16 protein-coding genes are annotated in these 19,086 nt (G+C 62.0%); 4 read left to right on the forward strand and 12 right to left on the reverse strand.

Annotated features, from left to right (window positions below):
- The first annotated feature begins 197 nt into the window (after positions 1-197).
- Both rpoD and OGR47_RS04195 read left to right on the forward strand, forming a co-directional pair.
- A complete protein-coding gene (rpoD, locus tag OGR47_RS04190; RefSeq protein WP_165050923.1) occupies positions 198-2,213 on the forward strand; it encodes an RNA polymerase sigma factor RpoD in 2,016 nt (671 codons plus the stop codon).
- 115 nt (positions 2,214-2,328) lie between these two features.
- The gene (locus OGR47_RS04195) at positions 2,329-2,964 is read left to right on the forward strand and encodes a Uma2 family endonuclease (protein ID WP_246729642.1); all 636 of its coding nucleotides are present in this window, start codon (positions 2,329-2,331) and stop codon (positions 2,962-2,964) included.
- 21 nt (positions 2,965-2,985) lie between these two features.
- Here OGR47_RS04195 and OGR47_RS04200 read toward each other — a convergent pair whose 3' ends face one another.
- The 3 genes from OGR47_RS04200 to OGR47_RS04210 are packed head-to-tail and all read right to left on the reverse strand — an operon-like array spanning position 2,986 to position 5,945.
- Positions 2,986-4,257 (reverse strand): MFS transporter, encoded by a 1,272-nt coding sequence (locus tag OGR47_RS04200; RefSeq protein ID WP_165050921.1) that lies wholly within the window; start codon positions 4,255-4,257, stop codon positions 2,986-2,988.
- Entirely contained in the window at positions 4,257-5,006 is a 750-nt protein-coding gene (locus OGR47_RS04205) for a DUF1345 domain-containing protein (protein WP_165050919.1), read from the reverse strand. The genes OGR47_RS04200 and OGR47_RS04205 overlap by 1 nt, the downstream gene beginning before the upstream one ends.
- A 6-nt stretch (positions 5,007-5,012) precedes the next feature.
- Positions 5,013-5,945: a polyprenyl synthetase family protein gene (locus tag OGR47_RS04210; protein WP_165050917.1), complete on the reverse strand. Its 933-nt coding sequence runs from the start codon at positions 5,943-5,945 to the stop codon at positions 5,013-5,015.
- 404 nt (positions 5,946-6,349) lie between these two features.
- Between OGR47_RS04210 and OGR47_RS04215 the strand changes: the two genes are divergently transcribed.
- Complete coding sequence (locus OGR47_RS04215) at positions 6,350-6,637, forward strand: hypothetical protein (RefSeq protein WP_165050914.1); 288 nt, start codon at positions 6,350-6,352, stop codon at positions 6,635-6,637.
- Positions 6,638-6,677: 40 nt separating this feature from the next.
- Here the strand turns inward: OGR47_RS04215 and OGR47_RS04220 are convergent, their stop codons facing one another.
- From OGR47_RS04220 to OGR47_RS04235, 4 genes are all read right to left on the reverse strand, one after another.
- Positions 6,678-7,097 carry a DUF2267 domain-containing protein gene (locus tag OGR47_RS04220; protein WP_165050912.1) on the reverse strand — a complete coding sequence of 140 codons (420 nt, stop codon included), beginning with the start codon at positions 7,095-7,097 and terminating at the stop codon, positions 6,678-6,680.
- 84 nt (positions 7,098-7,181) lie between these two features.
- Complete coding sequence (locus tag OGR47_RS04225) at positions 7,182-8,159, reverse strand: isoaspartyl peptidase/L-asparaginase family protein (protein WP_246729641.1); 978 nt, start codon at positions 8,157-8,159, stop codon at positions 7,182-7,184.
- Between the two features lie 198 nt (positions 8,160-8,357).
- Entirely contained in the window at positions 8,358-9,248 is an 891-nt protein-coding gene (locus OGR47_RS04230; RefSeq protein ID WP_165050910.1) for a helix-turn-helix domain-containing protein, read from the reverse strand.
- 300 nt (positions 9,249-9,548) lie between these two features.
- Complete coding sequence (locus OGR47_RS04235) at positions 9,549-10,409, reverse strand: AraC family transcriptional regulator (RefSeq protein WP_165050907.1); 861 nt, start codon at positions 10,407-10,409, stop codon at positions 9,549-9,551.
- A gap of 62 nt (positions 10,410-10,471) precedes the next feature.
- Here OGR47_RS04235 and OGR47_RS04240 point away from each other — a divergent pair, with 62 nt between their 5' ends.
- Entirely contained in the window at positions 10,472-10,990 is a 519-nt protein-coding gene (locus OGR47_RS04240; RefSeq protein ID WP_206527427.1) for a hypothetical protein, read from the forward strand.
- Here OGR47_RS04240 and OGR47_RS04245 read toward each other — a convergent pair.
- From OGR47_RS04245 to OGR47_RS04265, 5 genes are all read right to left on the reverse strand, one after another.
- A complete protein-coding gene (locus OGR47_RS04245; protein ID WP_246729640.1) occupies positions 10,987-12,636 on the reverse strand; it encodes an efflux transporter outer membrane subunit in 1,650 nt (549 codons plus the stop codon). The genes OGR47_RS04240 and OGR47_RS04245 overlap by 4 nt on opposite strands.
- Complete coding sequence (locus tag OGR47_RS04250) at positions 12,633-13,757, reverse strand: ABC transporter permease (protein ID WP_165050905.1); 1,125 nt, start codon at positions 13,755-13,757, stop codon at positions 12,633-12,635. Before OGR47_RS04250 ends, OGR47_RS04245 begins: the two co-directional genes overlap by 4 nt.
- 2 nt (positions 13,758-13,759) lie before the next feature.
- Entirely contained in the window at positions 13,760-16,537 is a 2,778-nt protein-coding gene (gene rbbA, locus OGR47_RS04255; protein WP_165050903.1) for a ribosome-associated ATPase/putative transporter RbbA, read from the reverse strand.
- Between the two features lie 48 nt (positions 16,538-16,585).
- Complete coding sequence (locus tag OGR47_RS04260) at positions 16,586-17,614, reverse strand: HlyD family secretion protein (RefSeq protein ID WP_165050901.1); 1,029 nt, start codon at positions 17,612-17,614, stop codon at positions 16,586-16,588.
- 121 nt (positions 17,615-17,735) lie between these two features.
- Entirely contained in the window at positions 17,736-18,911 is a 1,176-nt protein-coding gene (locus tag OGR47_RS04265) for an acetate/propionate family kinase (protein ID WP_165050899.1), read from the reverse strand.
- Positions 18,912-19,086 lie beyond the last annotated feature (175 nt).

Raw genomic sequence — 19,086 nt, forward strand, 5'->3', positions numbered from 1 at the left:
CCCAGCGCGCAATTTGAGTGTGGTTAGCGGGACGTTAAGAGCCCGCACGGAATGTGGATATGAGTCGGCGCCCAGGCTGTTGCCCGCGCCGGGCAGGGGAAAGGCCGGAGTTCGGGACCTCTGGAGACCATCGACGAATACGAGGTCCTGCAAGCAGCCCCGTGAGGCGCGGCGCTCGGGACCGTGTGGAGCTGTGTATGGCGAAAAAAGATGAAGATAAGGCCGATAACGAAGGCGCCGTGACGGTAGACGCCGCCGACGGGCCGCTTCTCGACCTCAATGACGCCGCCGTCAAGCGGATGATCAAGCTCGCCAAAAAGCGCGGCTTCGTCACCTATGCCGAATTGAACGCCGTCCTGCCGTCTGAGGAGGTTTCCTCCGACCAGATCGAGGACGTTTACGCCATGCTCTCCGAGATGGGCATCACCGTCTCCGAGGGCGACGATCCGGACGACGCCGAGGAAGAGCAGGCCGCCGAGGAAGAGGAAGCCGAGGGTGGCGAGGTCGTCGAGAGCCCGCGCGCGACGGCGGTGGCCACGCGCTCCTCCGAGCCTGCCGATCGCACCGATGACCCCGTGCGCATGTATTTGCGCGAAATGGGGTCGGTCGAGCTGCTCTCCCGCGAGGGCGAGATCGCCATCGCCAAGCGCATCGAGGCTGGCCGCGAGGCGATGATCGCGGGCCTCTGCGAGAGTCCGCTGACCTTCCAGGCGATCATCATCTGGCGCGAGGAGCTCGAGGCCGGAAAGGTCCTGCTGCGCGACATCATCGACCTCGAGGCGACTTACGCCGGGCCGGAGGGCAAGGCGGGCGCGAAACCTGCTGACGAGGAGGGAGAGGGCGACGAGATGGCGCCGGCCACCGCGCCGAGCACGCCGCCGGCGGGCCTTGCCGAGGGCGCTCCGCCTGAGGAAACCTTCGAGGAAGAAGACGACATGGAGAATTCCGTGTCGCTTTCGGCCATGGAGGCGGAGCTGAAGCCGAAGGTTCTCGAAACCTTTGCGCGCGTCGCCGACGCGTATAAGAAGCTGCGCCGCCTGCAGGATCAGAACGTCGAGAACAAGCTCAAGAACGAGACGCTGACGCCCGCTCAGGAGCGCAAATACAAGCAGCTAAAGAAAGAGATCGTCACCGACGTTAAATCTCTTTCCCTGAACCAGAACCGCATCGAGGCGCTGGTCGAGCAGCTCTACGACATCAACAAACGTCTCATCGGCTATGAGACGAAGCTGCTGCGCCTTGCCGACAGCTATGGCGTGGCTCGTGAGGACTTCATCGACAAATTCCACGGCTCGGAGCTCGACCCCAAATGGGTGATGCGCGTCGCGCAGCTGCGCTCCAAGGGCTGGAAGGAATTCGTCGCCGAGGAGAAGGACCGCATCAAGGATCTGCGCGCCGAAATCCATGCGCTTGCGACCGAGACGGGCTTGGAGATCTCCGAGTTCCGCAAGATCGTGCATATGGTGCAGAAGGGCGAGCGCGAAGCGCGTCAGGCGAAGAAGGAAATGGTCGAGGCCAATCTGCGCCTCGTCATCTCCATTGCCAAGAAATACACCAACCGCGGCCTGCAGTTCCTTGACCTCATTCAGGAAGGCAATATTGGCCTGATGAAGGCGGTCGATAAGTTTGAATATCGCCGCGGCTACAAGTTCTCGACCTACGCCACATGGTGGATTCGTCAGGCCATCACGCGCAGCATCGCGGACCAGGCGCGAACGATTCGTATCCCGGTGCATATGATCGAGACGATCAACAAGATCGTCCGCACCTCGCGCCAGATGCTGCATGAGATCGGCCGCGAGCCGACGCCGGAGGAACTCGCCGAAAAGCTCGCCATGCCGCTCGAAAAAGTGCGCAAGGTGCTCAAGATCGCCAAGGAGCCGATCTCGCTCGAAACGCCGATCGGCGACGAGGAGGATTCGCATCTCGGCGATTTCATCGAGGACAAGAACGCCGTGCTGCCGATCGAGGCGGCGATCCAGTCGAATCTGCGCGAGACGACGACGCGCGTTCTGGCCTCGCTGACGCCGCGCGAGGAGCGCGTGCTGCGCATGCGCTTCGGCATCGGCATGAACACCGACCACACGCTGGAGGAAGTCGGCCAGCAGTTCTCGGTGACCCGCGAACGTATCCGTCAGATCGAGGCGAAGGCGCTGAGGAAGCTGAAGCATCCGAGCCGCAGCCGGAAGCTGCGGAGCTTCCTGGATAACTGAGCCCCAGTTAGGGCAGGTGATGCGAGCCTGAAGGGTCGTGGTCCAGAGGCGACAAGGACCGCGAGCCTTCAGGCTCGCTGCATCTTAGAAAAACCACGCCGCCCTGGCGCGCGGCGTGTTATCATCCTCCGCCATGAACCCGCATCTGCGACCAGACGCTTTGCCTCTTGTCACCCAGGCTGCCGACGGCATGCTCCGGCGGCGCTTTAGCGTGGGTGAGATCGAGGAGATGGTCCGCGTCGGCATCATCGACGCGGACGAGCGGTTCGAGCTGATCGGCGGGGAGGTCGTGCCCATGTCGCCAAAAGGCGCTCGGCATGAGTGGTTCAAAATTGAACTCAATCGTTTCTTTCAAAGAGTCGCGCCACAGAATTTGACCGTGGCGCCGGAAACAACACTGCGTCTCGACGCCTCAACTTTCGTCGAGCCCGATTTTTGCGTCTTTCGGCGCGACCTCGATTTGAGGGCGCTCGACGGCCCAGCGGTTTTGCTCGCAATCGAGGTCGCGGATTCGAGCCTGAATTACGACAAGGGCCGCAAGATCGGGATTTACGCCGCCTATGGCATTCGAGAAATCTGGGTCGTCGACGCGATACGAGCGACGATCTGGGTTCATCGCCATCTGGGCGCGGCGGGCTATGCGGAAATCATTGAGGCACCGGCGAGCGCTCTGGTTACGCCGATGCTCGCGCCCGAGCTTGCCGTCCGCTTGGCGGATTTGGGCATAGGGCCGGTTTCGGAGAACGTTTAACTGCCCGTCCCACTAGCTAGTCTAGCTCCGCATCCTCTCCTTCGTCTCCGGCATCGTCGCATAAACAGCAAGCGACACGAAAATCGCCGCGCTCGCATACCAGTAGAACCAGCTTTCATGGCCCTGCGCCTTGAACCACAGCGCCACATATTCCGCCGAGCCGCCGAAGACCGAAACGGTCGCGGCATAGGGCAAAGCGACGCCGGTCACGCGTATCGCAGCGGGGAACAATTCGGCCTTCACCACCGCATTGATCGAGGTGTAGAGGCTGACGATTAGCCAAGCCACGCAGATGAGGGTGAAGGCCGTCCATGCGCTGCGCGCCTCTTGAATGGCGGTCAGCAGCGGCGCGGTGAAGAGCGTTCCGAGCAGGCCGAAGGCGATGAGCATGGGGCGGCGTCCGACGCGGTCGGAGAGCGCCCCATAGATCGGTTGCAGCAGGAGCGCGAAGAGCAGAGAACCTGCGGATATCCAGGTGGTCTCCGCGGCGCTCAGCCCCGCTGAGAGCTTGAGGAACTTCTGCATATAGGTCGTATAGACATAGAAGGCGATTGTGCCGCCCAGCGTCAGACCCACGACTGTCGCCGTCTCGCGCTTATGCAAGAGCAGCGCGTGTAGCGAGCCGCGGGCCTTCTCCGAGCGCGTCGCTTTGAAAGCGGCCGTCTCGACAAGATCGCGTCGCATGAGCAGAGCGACGACGGCGAGAAGCGCGCCGATGGCGAAAGGAACGCGCCAGCCCCATGCGCGTAGCGCATGATCGTCGAGCAAAACATTCTGCAGCACGAGCAGCACCACGAGCGCGAGGAGTTGCCCCGCAATCATCGTGACATATTGGAAACTCGAATAGAAACCGCGTTTCTCCGGCGTCGCCGTCTCGGCGAGATAGGTCGCGCTCGATCCATATTCGCCGCCGAGGCTCGCGCCCTGCAGCAGCCGTGCGAACAGCAACAGCGCTGGCGCCGCGCTGCCGATCGTGGCGTAGGTTGGCGCAAAGGCGATGATGAGTGAGCCTGCGCACATCAGGAGCACGGAGAGCATCAGGGCCGCGCGCCTGCCGCGCCCGTCGCCGATGCGTCCAAAAATATAGGCGCCGATGGGCCGCATGAAAAAGCCGAGCGCGAAGACGCCCGAGGCCGAGAGCATCTGCGCCACGGGATCGTCGCCGGGAAAGAAAGCGTCGGCGAAATAGAGGGAGAACGCCGAATAAACGTAGAAGTCGAACCATTCCACCAGATTGCCGATCGAGCCCACGAGAATGGCGCGGATGCGCGCTTTGTCGTCGGCGCCGAGCATCAGACGAATTGGCTCGAGATATTCACCATCAAGGCGAGGATGGTGGTGTTGAAGAAAAACGAGACAACGCCATGCACGAGCGCCACGGCGCGCATCGGCCGCGAGCAGATATCGACGTCGGCGGTCTGGCAGGCGACGCCAATGACATAAGAGAAGTAGAGGAAGTCGATATATTGCGGCGTCGGCGTCGCGGGAAAACTCAGCCCGCCGCGCGACAGCAGGGCGCTATCCGACGCATGGGCTTCCTCACTGTAATATTCATGCGCGTAATGGAATGCGAAAATCAGATGCATGAATGTCCATGAGGTGACGACGGTCGTCACCGCCAACGCAATATGCGCGCCTTTTTCATCGGCGAAGAGCATCTTCGATTGCCCGAGCTCTGCGATGATGGCGCCGATCGCCACGAAAGTTGTCGTGGCCGTGAGAAAAAGCACGGCGCTGCGGCCTTCGTCGGAAAGCTGCGCGCGACGGCGGATCGACTCATGCGTCGATCGCAGAACGATCCGCGCCGCGGTGAGGAGATAAAGCAGCACGGCGATATCCCAGCCGATCAGCGCGCGCGTCACGAGCGCGAATTCGGTTGGAAGCCAGTCGATGGCGATCGCGGCTCGATCGATCGCTTGCGGGATGGCGAGCCCGGCGGCGGCGCCGATCGCGCCGCAGATGACAAGCCTATAATGCGCGCGCAGAATCCGCCACGGCGCGAGAAACCGCGATCGGCGCGGATTCGTTTCGCGCGTGGGCATGTGGCTTCAGTTGCGCCGCGCGGCGACGAAGCGGGCTGCTTCGGCAAGGATTTCGGTTTTCTCCGCGAGCCCCGTGTCGGCGAGCGCCGTGGTTGCTTCTTTCACGAGCGCGTCGCAACGCGCCTTTGCGCCGTCCAGTCCGAGAAGACCGACCAGCGTCGCCTTGCCGCGTTCGGCGTCCTTGCCCGCGCGCTTGCCGAGCGCCGCGGTGTCGCCTTCGGCGTCGAGGATGTCGTCGGCGACCTGGAAGGCGGCGCCGAGCGCCTTGCCGTAACGGGTGAGCGCCGCCGCCTGCGCGGCTGTCGCGCCGCCGAGAATGGCGCCGGCGTCGACGGCGAAGCGCAGCAGCGCGCCCGTCTTCATCGCCTGCATCTGCAGCGTCTCTTCGATCGTGAGAGGCACCGCCGCCGTCTCGGCCGCGAGGTCGAGCGCCTGGCCTCCAACCATGCCGCCGAGGCCCGCGGCGCGGGCGAGCGCCAGCACCAGCGCGGCGCGCAGAGTGGCGTCGGCGTGAGTCGCGGGATCGGCCACGACGTCGAAGGCGTAGGTCAGCAAGCCGTCGCCGGCGAGAATGGCGGTCGCTTCATCGAAGGCTTTATGCGCGGTTGGGCGGCCGCGGCGCAGATCGTCGTCGTCCATCGCCGGGAGGTCGTCATGGACGAGCGAATAACAATGGATCATCTCCAGCGCGCAGGCCGTGCGCAGCGCGCTCGCGTCTTCGACGCCAAAGAGGCGCGCGCTCTCGATGACGAGAAACGGCCGCAGCCTCTTGCCGCCGCCGAGCGTCGAATAGCGCATCGCCTCCAGCAGGCGCGCGGGGCGGGTAATTTCGTCCGGCAGCGCCGCCGGGCCGAGCAAGGCGTCGAGCGCGGCTTCCGTCGCTTCGGCGGCGGAATCCAGGCGGCGGCGAAACTCTTCGGCGCGGTGGGCGGCGTCCATAGGTTGTCCTTTGCAATCGAGGGGGTGGCGCTTTGCTACCAAATTTGGCTGGCGAGCCCAAGCCCACCCCCCCAAGCCCACCGCGCAAGCCCGCCGCGATGATCGCCGCCGCAAAGGCGCCCGAAAGGCCAAGTTAGAATGGCCCCCGGCGGAAACAAACGGCCTGTTGCATTTTCGCGACAGCGACGCGCGGAGCTTTTCTTTAGTCTCACCGCCACGCCAGAAGCATCGCTGGCGCGTCACCCTCGCGGCGGGTCGATTGAATGTCGCTCAGCCGTGCGGCGGGTTCCTGGGCGTTTGCGTCGAAGACTTGGTTTCGCCGAAGACCTGAAAACTTAGTTTTGGCGAAGATTTGGCGGCCGCCGCGCGAGGCGCGAGCGGGTCATTTCCGAAAGGAGACGGATATGAAAAAGGTTCTGCTGCTGACGGCGGCGATTATTGCGGCGCCGCTGGCTGGCTGCAACTCGCCCGGCGATCGCGCCCTTGGCGGCGCGGCGATTGGCGGTCTGGGCGGCGCCGGCATCGGCGCGCTGGCCTCGGGCGGAAGCGCCACCGGCACGCTCGCGGGCGCTGCGATCGGCGCCGGAACGGGCGCGCTTGTCGGCGCCGCGACGGCTCCGGCGCCGCGCTGCGCGAGATGGGGTTATGATTACTACGGCCAGCGCGTCTGCGTCGCTTATTACAACCAATAAGTTACGAAGGCCGCGCGGCGTTTGTCCGCGCGGCTCTTTTTTATGCGTTTGGCCAGAGGAATTGCGAAAGGCCCGGAATAGGGTCGGTCATCACGCGCAGCTTGGCCTTCCCGATGACGAGCTCGGCGCCGCCGAAAATTTCATGGGCGAGGCGCTTGAGTTGATTCGCCGAGAGGCCGAGCGCTGAAAGCTCGGAGGTCAGCGCGAGCATATCGCCTTTGGCGCCGCCCATCAGCCCGGCCGCCCCGCCCAGCACGCCGCTGAGCAGGCTCTTTTTGCGCGGCGCCGTTTCCGCCTCGGCGATGGCCGCACGGGAGCCCGGGATGGCGTCGATCAATTCGTCGGCGGGGCCGTCGGGATATCGCTTGAGGAGGAAGCCAAAGACATGGCCGACTGCAAGGCGCGCAATGGCGGGGTCGGTCCCGACGGAATTGGCGACATGGGCAATCCATTGATCCATAAAACGCTCCAAGATCGACAGTCTGGGCGCTTTTCGCTTATCGGGACAAGAGGCGCAACCATTGGGCTGGCGAGGGCTCGCAGATCAGACTGCGACTGATATCGCGCCGTTCTCGAACGAAGCTCTGAGCATCCCTGGAGTCGAATAAGCGGCGCCGCAGCCGCCATTGCGATCGACGACGATCAGACCGCCCGAACCTTTCACTTTTCTCACGAGATAAGCGATCGCCGCCGCTGCCGCGTCCGCCGCAGTCATCCCTTGTGCTTCGACAAAGAAGGCGGCGGCGCGCGCCAGCGACGTGCGCAAGAATTGCTCCCCGATCCCCGTGCATGAGACTGCGCAGGATTCATTATCGGCGAAGACGCCCGCGCCGATGACAGGCGAGTCGCCGACGCGGCCGATCATTTGATTGACGAGGCCGCCCGTCGAGGTCGCCGCCGCGACATTGCCGGCGTTGTCTCGCGCCACGGCGCCGACGGTCCCGAGCTTGCCCTCGTCGGTCGCAGCGTGATCGAGCGTCCTTGCGCCACGGGCCTTTGCGCGGGCGAGCTGCGCTTGCCTGTCGGGCGTGAGAAAATAGGAGTCTTCTTCAAAGACCGCGCCCTGTTCGCGGCCGAAGCGTTCGGCGCCTTCGCCGATAAGGAAGACGTGGGGCGTCCGCTCCATCACGAGCCGGGCAAGCAGCACAGGGTTGCGCACATGTCTGACGCCAGCCACGGCGCCGGCCGACAGGTCGCGTCCATCCATGATGGACGCGTCGCAATAGACAGCCCCATCCGCGTTCAGAACGGAGCCTCGCCCCGCGTTGAAGATCGGATCGTCCTCGAGGAGGCGGACGCATTCCGTCACAGCGTCGAGCGCGGAGGCGCCTTTTGTGAGCAGGTCGGCGCCGGTCTCGATGATGGCGCGTAGCGAGGGAGCGAAGCGCTCGGGCGCGCCTATGGCGCCAGCGCCGCCGTGGATCATCAGTGAGTAGCTCATGTCGTAAGAATGGCATTTCACCCGCACACCGGCAATGTCGTTGCGTTTCTGGATGCTGAATAAAAACACAAAGCCAGTCATTGCGTGTGCGAGATTTTGCGTACGATAATACGAGATCCGCTTGCTTGGTTCGGCGTCATTCCCGACGCTCGCAAAGCGAGCGATCGGGAATAGAGAGCAAAACCAGCGTGCCTATGGCTCTGGATTTCCGGTCGGGCTTTCAGCCCGCCGGGGAATGACAAGCCCCCATGCGAGCTGTTCAAACGGAAATGGTATAACTCAATCGCTGGGCCAATTGCCGGGGGCCGCATCAGGCGGAGCGGCGTGCATATATCTTCCATGCTTGGCTCGAGCCTGCCGCCTTATCATGCGCGGCGAGGCGCCAAAACGTTTCTTGAAGCAACGATTGAAGTGGGATTGGTCGGAAAAACCCGCCTGATAGGCAATGTCGCCAATGCGACTCGCGTCGAAATAGGCGGAATTCAGCATGCGGTGGGCGGCGGTCAATCGAAGCTCTTGCAAGCGTTCCGAAAACGACTTCCCGCTCTGCTTGAGAAGTGCGTGAACATATCGAACGGTGATCGACAGACTCCGCGCGATCCTCGACGGGGATAGTTCCGGATCCGTATAGTTCTCCTGAATTTCATTCAGGATATTGCTCATATGCCTCGCGCGCATTCCCGTCAGCCTGGGTGATGCGTCCCGGTCCTCGCAGGCGCTCAGCAGGTAAAAAATGCTGTCGATGACGAACAACTTTAGCATCGAGTTGATCAGAATGTTCGTTTTCTTGCCTATTCTCTCATTCTTGACGCAACTATCCAAGACGCTGTCAATGACGCTGTCGAGCAGTCTGAACAGACACGCAATTTCACTGTCCGAGGCGGACGGGTCGTATTTCTTGTGGAACGTTTGCGAGCTAGTTTTGTTTCTGTCCTCGACGCCGATCACCCGGTACAGGCAGGAACTCCGTGTTCCCACCAAGCGACCTCGCTCTGCGCTCACAATGCGATGCAAATCAGTTGAGAGGTGCACGAGCGTTGCTTGGCTATTCAAGGCTGAAACATACCATATGCGGTTCTTCTCGGACGCGGGAGGCAGGCTGTCGCACAGCTCGGCTTCCCCTCGGGCTATGAAGAAATCCTCATTGTTGGCTTTGCTGAAATAATTCATTGCGTCCGCCGCCGATCGTTTTGTCGCGATGCTCCGAGGCAAAATATTGATGCGCTCCCTGCCGCGAGGGCTGGGTGAGCTGAATTCGTCTGTATCAGCAATTAAATGTGCAGATAAAGCTCAGGTCAACAGAATTGTGATAGTAAACAGCATTTAATCTTCTGCTGGTTGTTGTGTATATATTGACTGTAGACGCTGCGAAGCGCGGTTTTATCTGGCAAGAGCCGGCCGGGTCGGCTTTCGAGATCACAAACAAGGCGCCGACTGCATCGCGCTTCCGCGCCCAGCCGTCGCCCCTCGTCATTCTCGGCGATGACGCTGCGGGCCGGCCTCGCCGTCGTCGGCTGCGCTGTGCATGATCATTTGCGTCGTTCGTGCGATCCTTCGACCATCGGAAGCGGCTTTGCCAAAGGTCCTCCGATACTCGCGCGCAAAGTGGGCCGAATCGAAGAAGCCCGAGGCATGTGCGGCCCTGGTAAGGGAAGCCCCCTCGGCGACGTCGCGCCAAGCGCCCCGCAGCCTGCTCCACGCGCGGTACCGACGAAATGGAACGCCAATCTGCTGTGTAAACAGGTGCTGAAAACGAGAGGCGGATAAGCCGACACTCCGCGCGAGATCGTCCACTGGAGTCAGATCAAAATAACGTTCATGGAGAAAATCGACGACGTCGGAAAGACGGGGATCGATCGGCTCTGCGTGCGATGTCTTCTTGGCAAACATCGTTAGGTCGCACAGCGCATTTTCAACCCACTGCGGACTCGATGAATTTTCATAGAATGAGCGAAACAGCGGGATTTCCGCCGAGTCGCCGAGCAGGACGCCGTCGATTTCTCGAAAACCACGGAGAAGAGGGAACAGGGCATCTAACGCGCCCAGGTTCGGTTCTATGTACAGAGCAGCGAACGGCTCTCCGCCAAAATTCAACTCATGCCATATACCGGAAGGAATGATTGCAGCGCGGCACGCAAGCCAGGAGCCGCCTCGCAAGCGCAAACGAAACTTACCGTAGAGGCCAGCCAAGAGAACCGGGGCGCCTCCTTGGTGGTCTCCGAGATAGGCTGTGGCGCCCGCCCAAAATGCGCACCCCCTCCCGATATGCAGGAGCGGAGCTGGCTGTTCGATCACCGCAGCACGTTTATACAAGCGCGTCTCATCCACCATCGATAATCTCCTTATCGCAATTCGACGCGGAAACGCGCGTCATCATTTAAAGAAGGTCAGGAATGCGCAATACTTTCCTTTTAGCGTTTGCCAGCCTGCTGTTGGCAATCGCCCTTACGATCGCCTGGGTTTTGGCGGTAACCCTGTTCTTCCCGCACGGGCAACTCGCAGGGCTCATTGTCGATCGCAACAGTCTCATCAGAGCGCATATAGACTACCTGATGATGGCCCAATTCATATTTCTCTTTGCGCTGCTTTTTCGGCAGTATTCGATCATTCCGCCGTGGTGGGTGATTGGCGCTAGCTGTTATGGCGCTTTCTTCAATCCTCTGGGATTTCTGAAGAGGGCCTTGATTGCGAAGCCCCCTGCAGATGCGCCGGCGATCGAGCCGTATTTCCCACTTTCCGCAGCGGTGAGTTTCACCTTCATTACTGTCGCATTTCTCGCGGCCGCAGTGCTCATAATCAGAGCTGCATGGCGATCGTCAAAGGCTGTGAGCGAGGCTCTCGCATCGCAAGCCCGCTCGGACGCCAGCTCTAATTTAAACCTGTCCGCTGCCCGGCCAAAGGGTCCGCTTTAATTCGCCGGCCTGCCCGGCGGCATCGGCGCCGCTTCGTAATCGGGCGGCAGCAGCAGCGGCGTTTGCGCGGCCGGCGTAGGCAGGGGTAGTGTTTCGGCGGGCGGCGGGGTTTCGGCGGGCAGGAGATTGCCCCAGTCGGTGCGGTTCATCATGCCGGCTTGCATGATCTCCGGCACGATCGGCTTGCCATTGCGAATTTCCCAACCGCCGCCGAGGGCCTTGTAGAGCGCCACAAGGTTGGTGGCGATGTTCGAGCGCGTGTCGGCGAGCCGGTTGCGCTCCTCCAGCAATCGCGTCTGAGCGTCGAGCACGCGCTGAAAATTTTCCGCGCCTTCGCGATATTGGATGAAGGAAAGCTCGACGGCGCGCTCGGCCGCTTTCACCGAATTTTGCAAACTGGCGGCGCGCTGCTGCGCCTTCAGGAAACCGATGAGCGCATCCTCGACCTCGCGGGCGGCCTTGAGCACCGTATCTTCGTAATTGACCAGCGCCTGCTGGAAGCGCGCGTCCTGCGCGCGGATATTATTGGCGATGCGGCCATAGTTGAGAAGCGACCAGCGGAAGCTCGGACCCGTCGTGAGGAACAGACTGCCGGGCGCAAAGATTTTGCCTAAATCCGACGCCTGCACGCCGATCTCGCCGAAGAGAAAAAAGCGCGGATAGAGATCGGCTTCCGTAACGCCGATGCGCGCGCTCTCCGAGGCTGCGTTCATCTCGGCCTTGCGGATGTCGGGCCGGCGGCGCAGCAGCTCCGCCGGCAGGCCGACGGCGACGCGTGGCGAGGCGGAGGGGATTTGTCGCGGCCCGTGCAGCAATTTATCCACGCCGCCCGGCGGGCGGCCGAGCAGCACGCTCAGCGCATTTTTGGCGCGTTGCAGGCCGGTCTCCAAATCGGGAATGCTGGCGATCGTATTTTCGAGCAGGGCGCGCTGCTGGGCGACGTCGAGCTCCGAGGTCGCGCCATTGCGGAAGCGCGCTTCGGCGATCTGCAGGCCGTCCTTTTGCAGCCTCACGTTCTCGCGCGCGATCTCGATGAAAACCTCGAAGGTCCGTACGCTGACATAGGTGCGCGCGACTTCCGCCGTGAGCGAAACGAACGCATTGTCGTAATCGGCGATCGAACTCGACATTTGCGCTTCCGCCGCCTCGACGTTGCGACGGTAACGGCCCCAGAAATCGATCTCCCAGCTGGCGTCGAAGCCGATCGAATAATCGGCGAAGGCGTGTTTCGGCAGGCTCGCTCTATTCGCGGCCTGCTCGCTGAGCTTGTTCCAGGTCGCGGCCCCGTTGCCCTCCTGCTGCTGCGGGAAGAGTTGGCCGATGGCGATTCCCAACTGGGCGCGCGCTTCGAGAATGCGCAGCCCGGCGATCTGCACGGGAAGGTTCTGCTCGGCGGCGAGATTGACGAGGCGATCGAGCGTCGGGTCCTTGAACGCGCGCCACCAATTGCTCATCACTTGTTTATTGGAAACGCGCTTGTCGGTTTTTTCGATCCAATTGTCCTGGACCGACGCTTCCGGCGGCTGGAAATCCGGGCCGACCGCACAGCCGTTCATCGCGAGCGCCAAGCCCATAAGCGAGAGGGCGTCTTTGTGGGGCAGGCGGGAATAAGCCGCCGAACGCAGCTTTTTCTTTGCGCGCATCATTTCGTCACCGCGATGGATTTTCGAAACAGCGAGAGGCTGTAGCTGAAAAAGGCGAGGCCGATGGCCGCGACCATGACAAATTGCGGCCAGACCGCGCTCAAGCCGCCGCCGCGATAGATGATCTTCTGCGAGAAGCTGACGAAGTGCCGCGACGGCAGAAAGAAGGTGATGTATTGCAGCCAGACCGGCTGGCTTTCGACCGGCGTATTGCCGCCCGAAAGCAGCTCCAGCACGACGACCACGAGAATGATGAGCAGCGCGAATTGCGCCATGGAGCGCGAGACCGTGCCTAAAAATATGCCGAGCGCAGTGGCGAAGAAAAGATAGAGCCCGACGCCGGAGAACCATAAGGCGACAGAGCCAGCGAAGGGAACTTCCAGCGCCTTCATCACGATGAGATAGAGCGAAGCGGCCGTTGCGCAGAGGATCACGAGACTATTCGCCCAGACCTTCGCCATCGCGATCTCGAAGGCCGTCAGCGGCATGACGAGGAGATGCTCCAGCGTTCCATGCTCGCGTTCGCGGATCACCGCGGCGCCGGTGAGAATGATGGTCAGTATCGTCACCTCGTTGATGATGCCGACAATGCTCGCAAACCATGCGGTTACGCCGTTGGGATTGAACAGGCGGCGAATGACGAGATCGATCGGCTGAGGCGTCGCGCCGCTGGCGCGGCTGAAGAAGGAGGTAATGCGCTGATTGACGATATTCTTGATATAGCCCGCGCCGATCGACGCCTGCTGCATGGCGGTGGCGTCGATGCTGAGTTGAATGTCCGGATGGCGTCCGGCGCTCAGATCCGACTGGAAGCGGGGTGGAATAGAAACAACGAACATATATCGGCCTTCGTCCATGGCCGGCTCCGCCTCGTCGGCGGTGATCAACTCGGGCTCCTGGAAGCGGGGCGGATAGAAGGCGTTGATGAGCTCGTTGGAGAGCGCCGAACGGTCCTCGTCCACGAAGGCGATGGAGGCGTTATTCACTTCGCTCGACGTGCCGGTGGCCTGGGCGTAGATCGAGCCCGTGAAGGCGTAGGCGACGAAGAAGAGCATGACGGAGTCGCTCGCGAGGCTGCGAAGCTCCTTCAGTCCAAGCCAGAAAATATTGAGCAGGGACTTCATCGCTACTTCTCCTGCTTTCTGAGCCCGAGCGTGCTCACGGTCCAGAGAACGGGGATGCAGCAGGCGAGGAAGATCACGTCGCGCATGAGAAGATCGGGCCCCAGCCCCTTGGTGAAGGCGCCGGTGCTCGCATGCATGTAGTAGCTGGTGGGCCAGATCGAGCCGATGATCTTGGCGTTGCCGGCGAGCGTCGAAACCGGTTGCAGCATGCCGGAGAATTGGATGGTGGGCAGCAGCGTGACGATGGCGGTGATGAAGACCGCGGCGACCTGGCTGCTCACAAAGGTCGAGATCACGAGGCCGATGCCGGTCGTCGACGTGACATAGAGCAGCGTGCACAGGGTGAGCATCAGGAAGCTCCCCTTGATCGGTATGCCGAATACGGTGACCGCCATGGCGACGAGGATGAGGTAATTCAGCATGCCGATGGCGATATAGGGAATTTGCTTGCCGAGCAGATATTCGATCCGCCGCGTCGGCGTGACGTAGAAATTGATGATGGAGCCCAGCTCCTTCTCGCGCACCACGCTGATCGCCATCAGAATGGCGGGGATCAGGATCAGCAGGATCGGCGGGACGCTCGGGACCATCGCATAGACGCTCTCGAACGTCGGATTATACATGTAGCGTTCCTGGAAATTCGCGCTGTATTTCTGCGGTTTCAGATCGAGACCATTCGCCGGATCGCGCAAAGCGGTGCTCTGCACATTCTGCACATATTGCGACACCGTCTCGCCGCGAAACGTATTGGCGCCGTCGATCTCAGCCATGACCTCGGGCCGTGCGCCTTTGCGTAAATCTCTTCCGAAACGAGGCGGAATTTCCAGAACGAGCGATATGTCGTCGGCCTGGAGCCGCTTCAGAGCCTGCTCGGCGGACTCCACTGCCGGCGTTTCTACGAAATAGCGCGGCGTGCCACGGAACTCGTCGAGATAGGCGCGGCTCTCGAAAGATTGGTCGTGATCGAAGGTCGCATAGCGGACATGCTCGACATCCGTCGTGATGCCGAAACCGAAGACGAGCATGAGCAAGGCCGAGCCGACAAAAGCAAAGGCGAGGCGAACGGGATCGCGCAGGATTTGCATAGCTTCATTGGCGCTATAGGCGCGCATGCGTTCGAGCCGCAGCGCCAGGCCGGAGAGAGGCGCCGGCGCTTTCTTCTCTTGGCGCTCCTCCGCGGATTTGGCGGCCGAGTCGCTCTTGCTCGCGGCGTCAACGCCGATCGCGTCTTCCATATAGCCGATGAAGGCTTCCTCCAGCGTCGCGGCGCCGCGCGCCTCGATGAGCTTCTGCGGGGCGTCGCAGGCCAGCACCTTGCCGGCGTTCATGAGCGAGATGCGGTCGCAGCGCATCGCCTCGTTCATGAAATGGGTGGTCACAAAAATCGTCACGCCCTGATTGCGCGACAGATCGATCAGCAGTTCCCAAAAGCTGTCGCGCGCGACCGGATCGACGCCGGAAGTCGGTTCGTCGAGAATGAGGAGCGGCGGATCGTGCAGAACTGCAACCGCGAGCGACAGGCGCTGGCGCAGGCCCATGGGCAAATCGCCGGCGAGCGCGTCCATGTAAGGACCGAGGCCGAATTTCTCGACGAGGCTATCGATGCGCGCCTGCGCCGTTTCGTCGGGGATATGATAGAGCTTGGCGTCGAGCAGGAGGTTCTGACGCACGGTCAATTCGCCGTAGAGCGAAAAGGCCTGCGTCATATAGCCGATATTGTTGCGCACCTCTATGCTGCCGGCTTCGACAGACTGGCCGAAGAGCGTCGCCGTCCCTTCCGTGGGCGGCAGCAGGCCGGTGAGCATTTTCATCGTCGTCGATTTGCCGCAGCCGTTCGAGCCGAGGAAGCCGAAGATTTCGCCGCGCTCGATGGTCAGCGTCACATGGTCGACTGCAACGAAATCGCCAAAACGACGCGTCAGCCCTTTTGCGTCGATCGCGATTTCCGTCTTGCCTTCCGGGCGCGGCGGGATGGTCAGATCGACATGCCCCGTGCGCTTCTCTTCCGGCAGAAGCTCGATGAAGCATTTCTCCAGATCGCTCACGCCGGTGCGCGCCATCAGCTCGGCGGGCGCGCCGGTGGCGAGCACTTTGCCCGCATCCATGGCGACGATCCAATCCCATTGCTGGGCTTCGTCCATATAGGCCGTCGAGATGATGACGCTCATAGACGGATGGCTGGCGCGGATATCGTCGATCAGAGCCCAGAATTGGCGGCGCGACAGCGGATCGACGCCGGTGGTCGGTTCGTCGAGTATGAGCAGGTCCGGCTCGTGCACGAGCGCGCCGCACAAACCCACTTTCTGCTTCATGCCGCCGGAGAGCTTGCCGGCCGGGCGGTCGGGGAAGGGGCCGAGACCCGTGGCGTCGAGAAGCTCTTTGACTTTATCCGCGCGCTCACCCTTCGAGAGCCCGAAGAGCCGCGCCATGAAGTCGACGTTCTCCTGCACGCTCAGCTCGAAATAGAGATTCTTGCCGAGGCCCTGCGGCATATAGGCGATGCGCGGGCAGGCCTCGCGGCGGTGGCGCGCGTCGGACATATCGCCGCCAAGCGCCATCACCTTGCCTTGCTGAATCTCTTTCGATCCGGCGATCAACGCCAGCAGCGTGGATTTGCCGACGCCGTCGGGCCCGATCACGCCGACCATGCGGCCTGACGGGATCTCGAGCGAGAGATCATCCACGGCGATCGTCGCGCCATAGCGGTGGGTGACGCGCTCGATCGAGACGACGGCGTCAGGCGTTTCGGCCTTTGTGGCGGAGAGCGGCTCTGTGCTCATGGTCTCCGAGCTTCTGCGCGCTTGTCGGTTGGGCGCATCAGCGCCGGCTCACTGGCCGTTGTCTCTGGCGGCGGCCGCCTTGCCGTTGGTCTCGGGCGGTTCCAGCGTCTTCTGCAGCCAGGACGGCCACTCGACGGAGTCGTCGAGCTTCACATAACCGACGCCGCGCACGCCGGTTTTCAAATATTCGATGAAAGCAGAGACGGTCTTCTCGGGCACTTTGATCTTGACGCGGAACATCAACTTTTCGCGCTCGCTGCGCGTCTCGACCTGCTTCGGCGTGAATTGCGCCTCCGGCGAGACGAAGCTCACATAGCCCGCGACGGTACGGCCCTCGACGTGATCGGGGACGATGCGCGCCTGTGCGCCGAGCTTCACATGCGCCGCGTCGGCGGCGGGAAGATAGATTTCCATATAAACGTCTTGGAGATTGACGAGCGTCATCGCCTTGCCGCCGGCCGCCAGCACTTCGCCGACCTCCGCGAGCTTGTAGAGCACGCGCCCGAGCACCGGCGAGCGCAGCGTTGCGTCGTCGATGCGCGTCTGGATCGTCGCAACCTTCGCTTGCGCGACGGCCACCTCCTGCAGGATCGTGCGCAACTTGGCTTCTTCTTCCTGGAGACTCGCGGTCGTGGTCTTCAGTTGCGTATTGCGCACATCAAGCTCACGCTGGGAACCGGCGCGCTGAGCGACAAGATTTTTGCTGCGAACGACCTCGACCTTTGCAAGTTCGATCTGCGCCTTGATCCGCTCGATCGTCGCCTTTTCCACCGCTTCTTTTTCCTGGGTGGCGACGACGTTGAGCTTGGCTTCCTCGAGCTGCGCCTCGATCGTGTTGGTGTCCATTAGAACGCAGATGTCGCCGGGCCTGACGAGGTCGCCTTCCTGAAAGCGGATTTCCTTGACGCGCAAGGATTCCTTCGGCGAGATGTCGACGAGCTTGGCCTCGACGCGTCCATTGCCGGAAGCAATGCCGGCGGGCAGCGCATTCTGCTTGCTAAGCCAATATTGATAACCGAAATAGCCGCCGATCCCGACGACGGCCGCGACAATCACCAAGGTCGTTTTACGAGACATCGGAGCAAATTCCCCGGCCGCCGCCACAACGGAGCGATTCCGCCCGCTTTTCGGACCCTAGCATCTTTTCGGCGAGAGCAGGGCCGTTTGCGCCCTTGTATTCACAGGAGATGGCGCGCCGTCATGTCCCGCTCAAGAACTCTCGGGCGCTTTTCGCGATTTCGAGTTCCTCGTTGGTTTTTATGACGAAAACGGCGACGCGGGACTGTGCGGCCGATATCTTCTGCGCGCCCGTCCGATTCGCGTCGCTGTCGAGTGTGACGCCGAGCCAGGCGCAGCCGTCGCAGACCTCCGCGCGGGTCTCTGTGTCGTTTTCCCCGATTCCCCCCGTGAAAACGATGGCGTCGAGCCCGCCGAGCGCCGCGGCGAGCGAGCCGATCTCACGCAAAATGCGATAGACGAACAGCGCGGTCGCTTCTCTCGCGGCAGGCTCGGATGAGGCGCGCAGCGTTCGCATGTCGGAGGATATGCCGGAGACGCCGAGAAGCCCCGACTTGCGATAGATCAAATCTTCGATCTCGCGCGCGCCGAAGCCGTAATGGTCGATCATATGCAGCAGCACGCCGGGATCGATCGCGCCGCAGCGCGTGCCCATCATCAACCCGTCGACGGCGGTAAATCCCATGGTGCTCGCGACGCTGCGCCCGTCCTTTACCGCACAGAGGCTCGCGCCATTGCCGAGATGCGCGATGATCACGCGGCCTCTGGCGATCTCGGGCGCGATCTCTCTCAATCGACCGCTCACATATTGATAGGAGATGCCGTGAAAGCCGTAACGTCTGACGCCCCCTTCCGAATATTTTCGGGGAATGGCGAAGGCCTGGGCGATCGGCGGCTGAACGCGATGGAAGGCCGTGTCGAAGCAGGCGACCTGCGGCAGTTGCGGGTGCTCGGCGTGCATGGCGCGGATGACCGCAAGATTATGCGGCTGATGCAACGGCGCGAGCGGAATGAAGGAGGCAAGCCTTTCGGCGATCTCTTCGGTCACGATCAGGGGCGCCGCGAAATCCGGCCCCCCATGCACGACCCGATGGCCGACGATGGCGATATCCTTGCCGTCGAGCCAGTCGGCGGCGATGCGCATCATCGTCCTTGTGGCGGCGGCGTGATCGAAGCCTTGGGGCGGCGGGCTTTCCGTCAGAAGCGTCTCGCCGGCCGCGTTGGAGAGCCTGGCGCGCGGCGTCGCGCCAATGCCTTCGATCAGCCCCTTGAGCCGCAACTGTGGGGCGGCCGCCACGTCGAAGACCGCGAATTTGATGCTGGAGGAACCGGCGTTGACGACCGCAATGCTGGACATGTCGTTGATCCGCTAGGCGACGATAAGGGCGCCGCTGTCAGTATAAACTGCGTCGATGGCCGGGTCCGCCGCGAAAACTGTGGCGGATGAGCTGCCTCGGGCTGGTTTTTACCAATCGGCGCGGGCCTGTCATTCCCGACGGGCCGAAGGCTCGATCGGGAATCCAGAGCCACGA

Origin of the sequence: Methylocystis sp. MJC1, from assembly GCF_026427715.1 — a bacterium.
Classification (GTDB): domain Bacteria; phylum Pseudomonadota; class Alphaproteobacteria; order Rhizobiales; family Beijerinckiaceae; genus Methylocystis.

Coding starts and splice junctions, on each gene's coding strand:
- rpoD (WP_165050923.1), top strand. CDS start 198: ATGGCGAAAAAAGATGAAGATAAGGCCGATAACGAAGGCGCCGTGACG.
- OGR47_RS04200 (WP_165050921.1), bottom strand. CDS start 4,257: ATGCTCGGCGCCGACGACAAAGCGCGCATCCGCGCCATTCTCGTGGGC.
- OGR47_RS04205 (WP_165050919.1), bottom strand. CDS start 5,006: ATGCCCACGCGCGAAACGAATCCGCGCCGATCGCGGTTTCTCGCGCCG.
- OGR47_RS04210 (WP_165050917.1), bottom strand. CDS start 5,945: ATGGACGCCGCCCACCGCGCCGAAGAGTTTCGCCGCCGCCTGGATTCC.
- OGR47_RS04215 (WP_165050914.1), top strand. CDS start 6,350: ATGAAAAAGGTTCTGCTGCTGACGGCGGCGATTATTGCGGCGCCGCTG.
- OGR47_RS04220 (WP_165050912.1), bottom strand. CDS start 7,097: ATGGATCAATGGATTGCCCATGTCGCCAATTCCGTCGGGACCGACCCC.
- OGR47_RS04225 (WP_246729641.1), bottom strand. CDS start 8,159: ATGACTGGCTTTGTGTTTTTATTCAGCATCCAGAAACGCAACGACATT.
- OGR47_RS04230 (WP_165050910.1), bottom strand. CDS start 9,248: ATGAATTATTTCAGCAAAGCCAACAATGAGGATTTCTTCATAGCCCGA.
- OGR47_RS04235 (WP_165050907.1), bottom strand. CDS start 10,409: ATGGTGGATGAGACGCGCTTGTATAAACGTGCTGCGGTGATCGAACAG.
- OGR47_RS04240 (WP_206527427.1), top strand. CDS start 10,472: ATGCGCAATACTTTCCTTTTAGCGTTTGCCAGCCTGCTGTTGGCAATC.
- OGR47_RS04245 (WP_246729640.1), bottom strand. CDS start 12,636: ATGATGCGCGCAAAGAAAAAGCTGCGTTCGGCGGCTTATTCCCGCCTG.
- OGR47_RS04250 (WP_165050905.1), bottom strand. CDS start 13,757: ATGAAGTCCCTGCTCAATATTTTCTGGCTTGGACTGAAGGAGCTTCGC.
- rbbA (WP_165050903.1), bottom strand. CDS start 16,537: ATGAGCACAGAGCCGCTCTCCGCCACAAAGGCCGAAACGCCTGACGCC.
- OGR47_RS04260 (WP_165050901.1), bottom strand. CDS start 17,614: ATGTCTCGTAAAACGACCTTGGTGATTGTCGCGGCCGTCGTCGGGATC.
- OGR47_RS04265 (WP_165050899.1), bottom strand. CDS start 18,911: ATGTCCAGCATTGCGGTCGTCAACGCCGGTTCCTCCAGCATCAAATTC.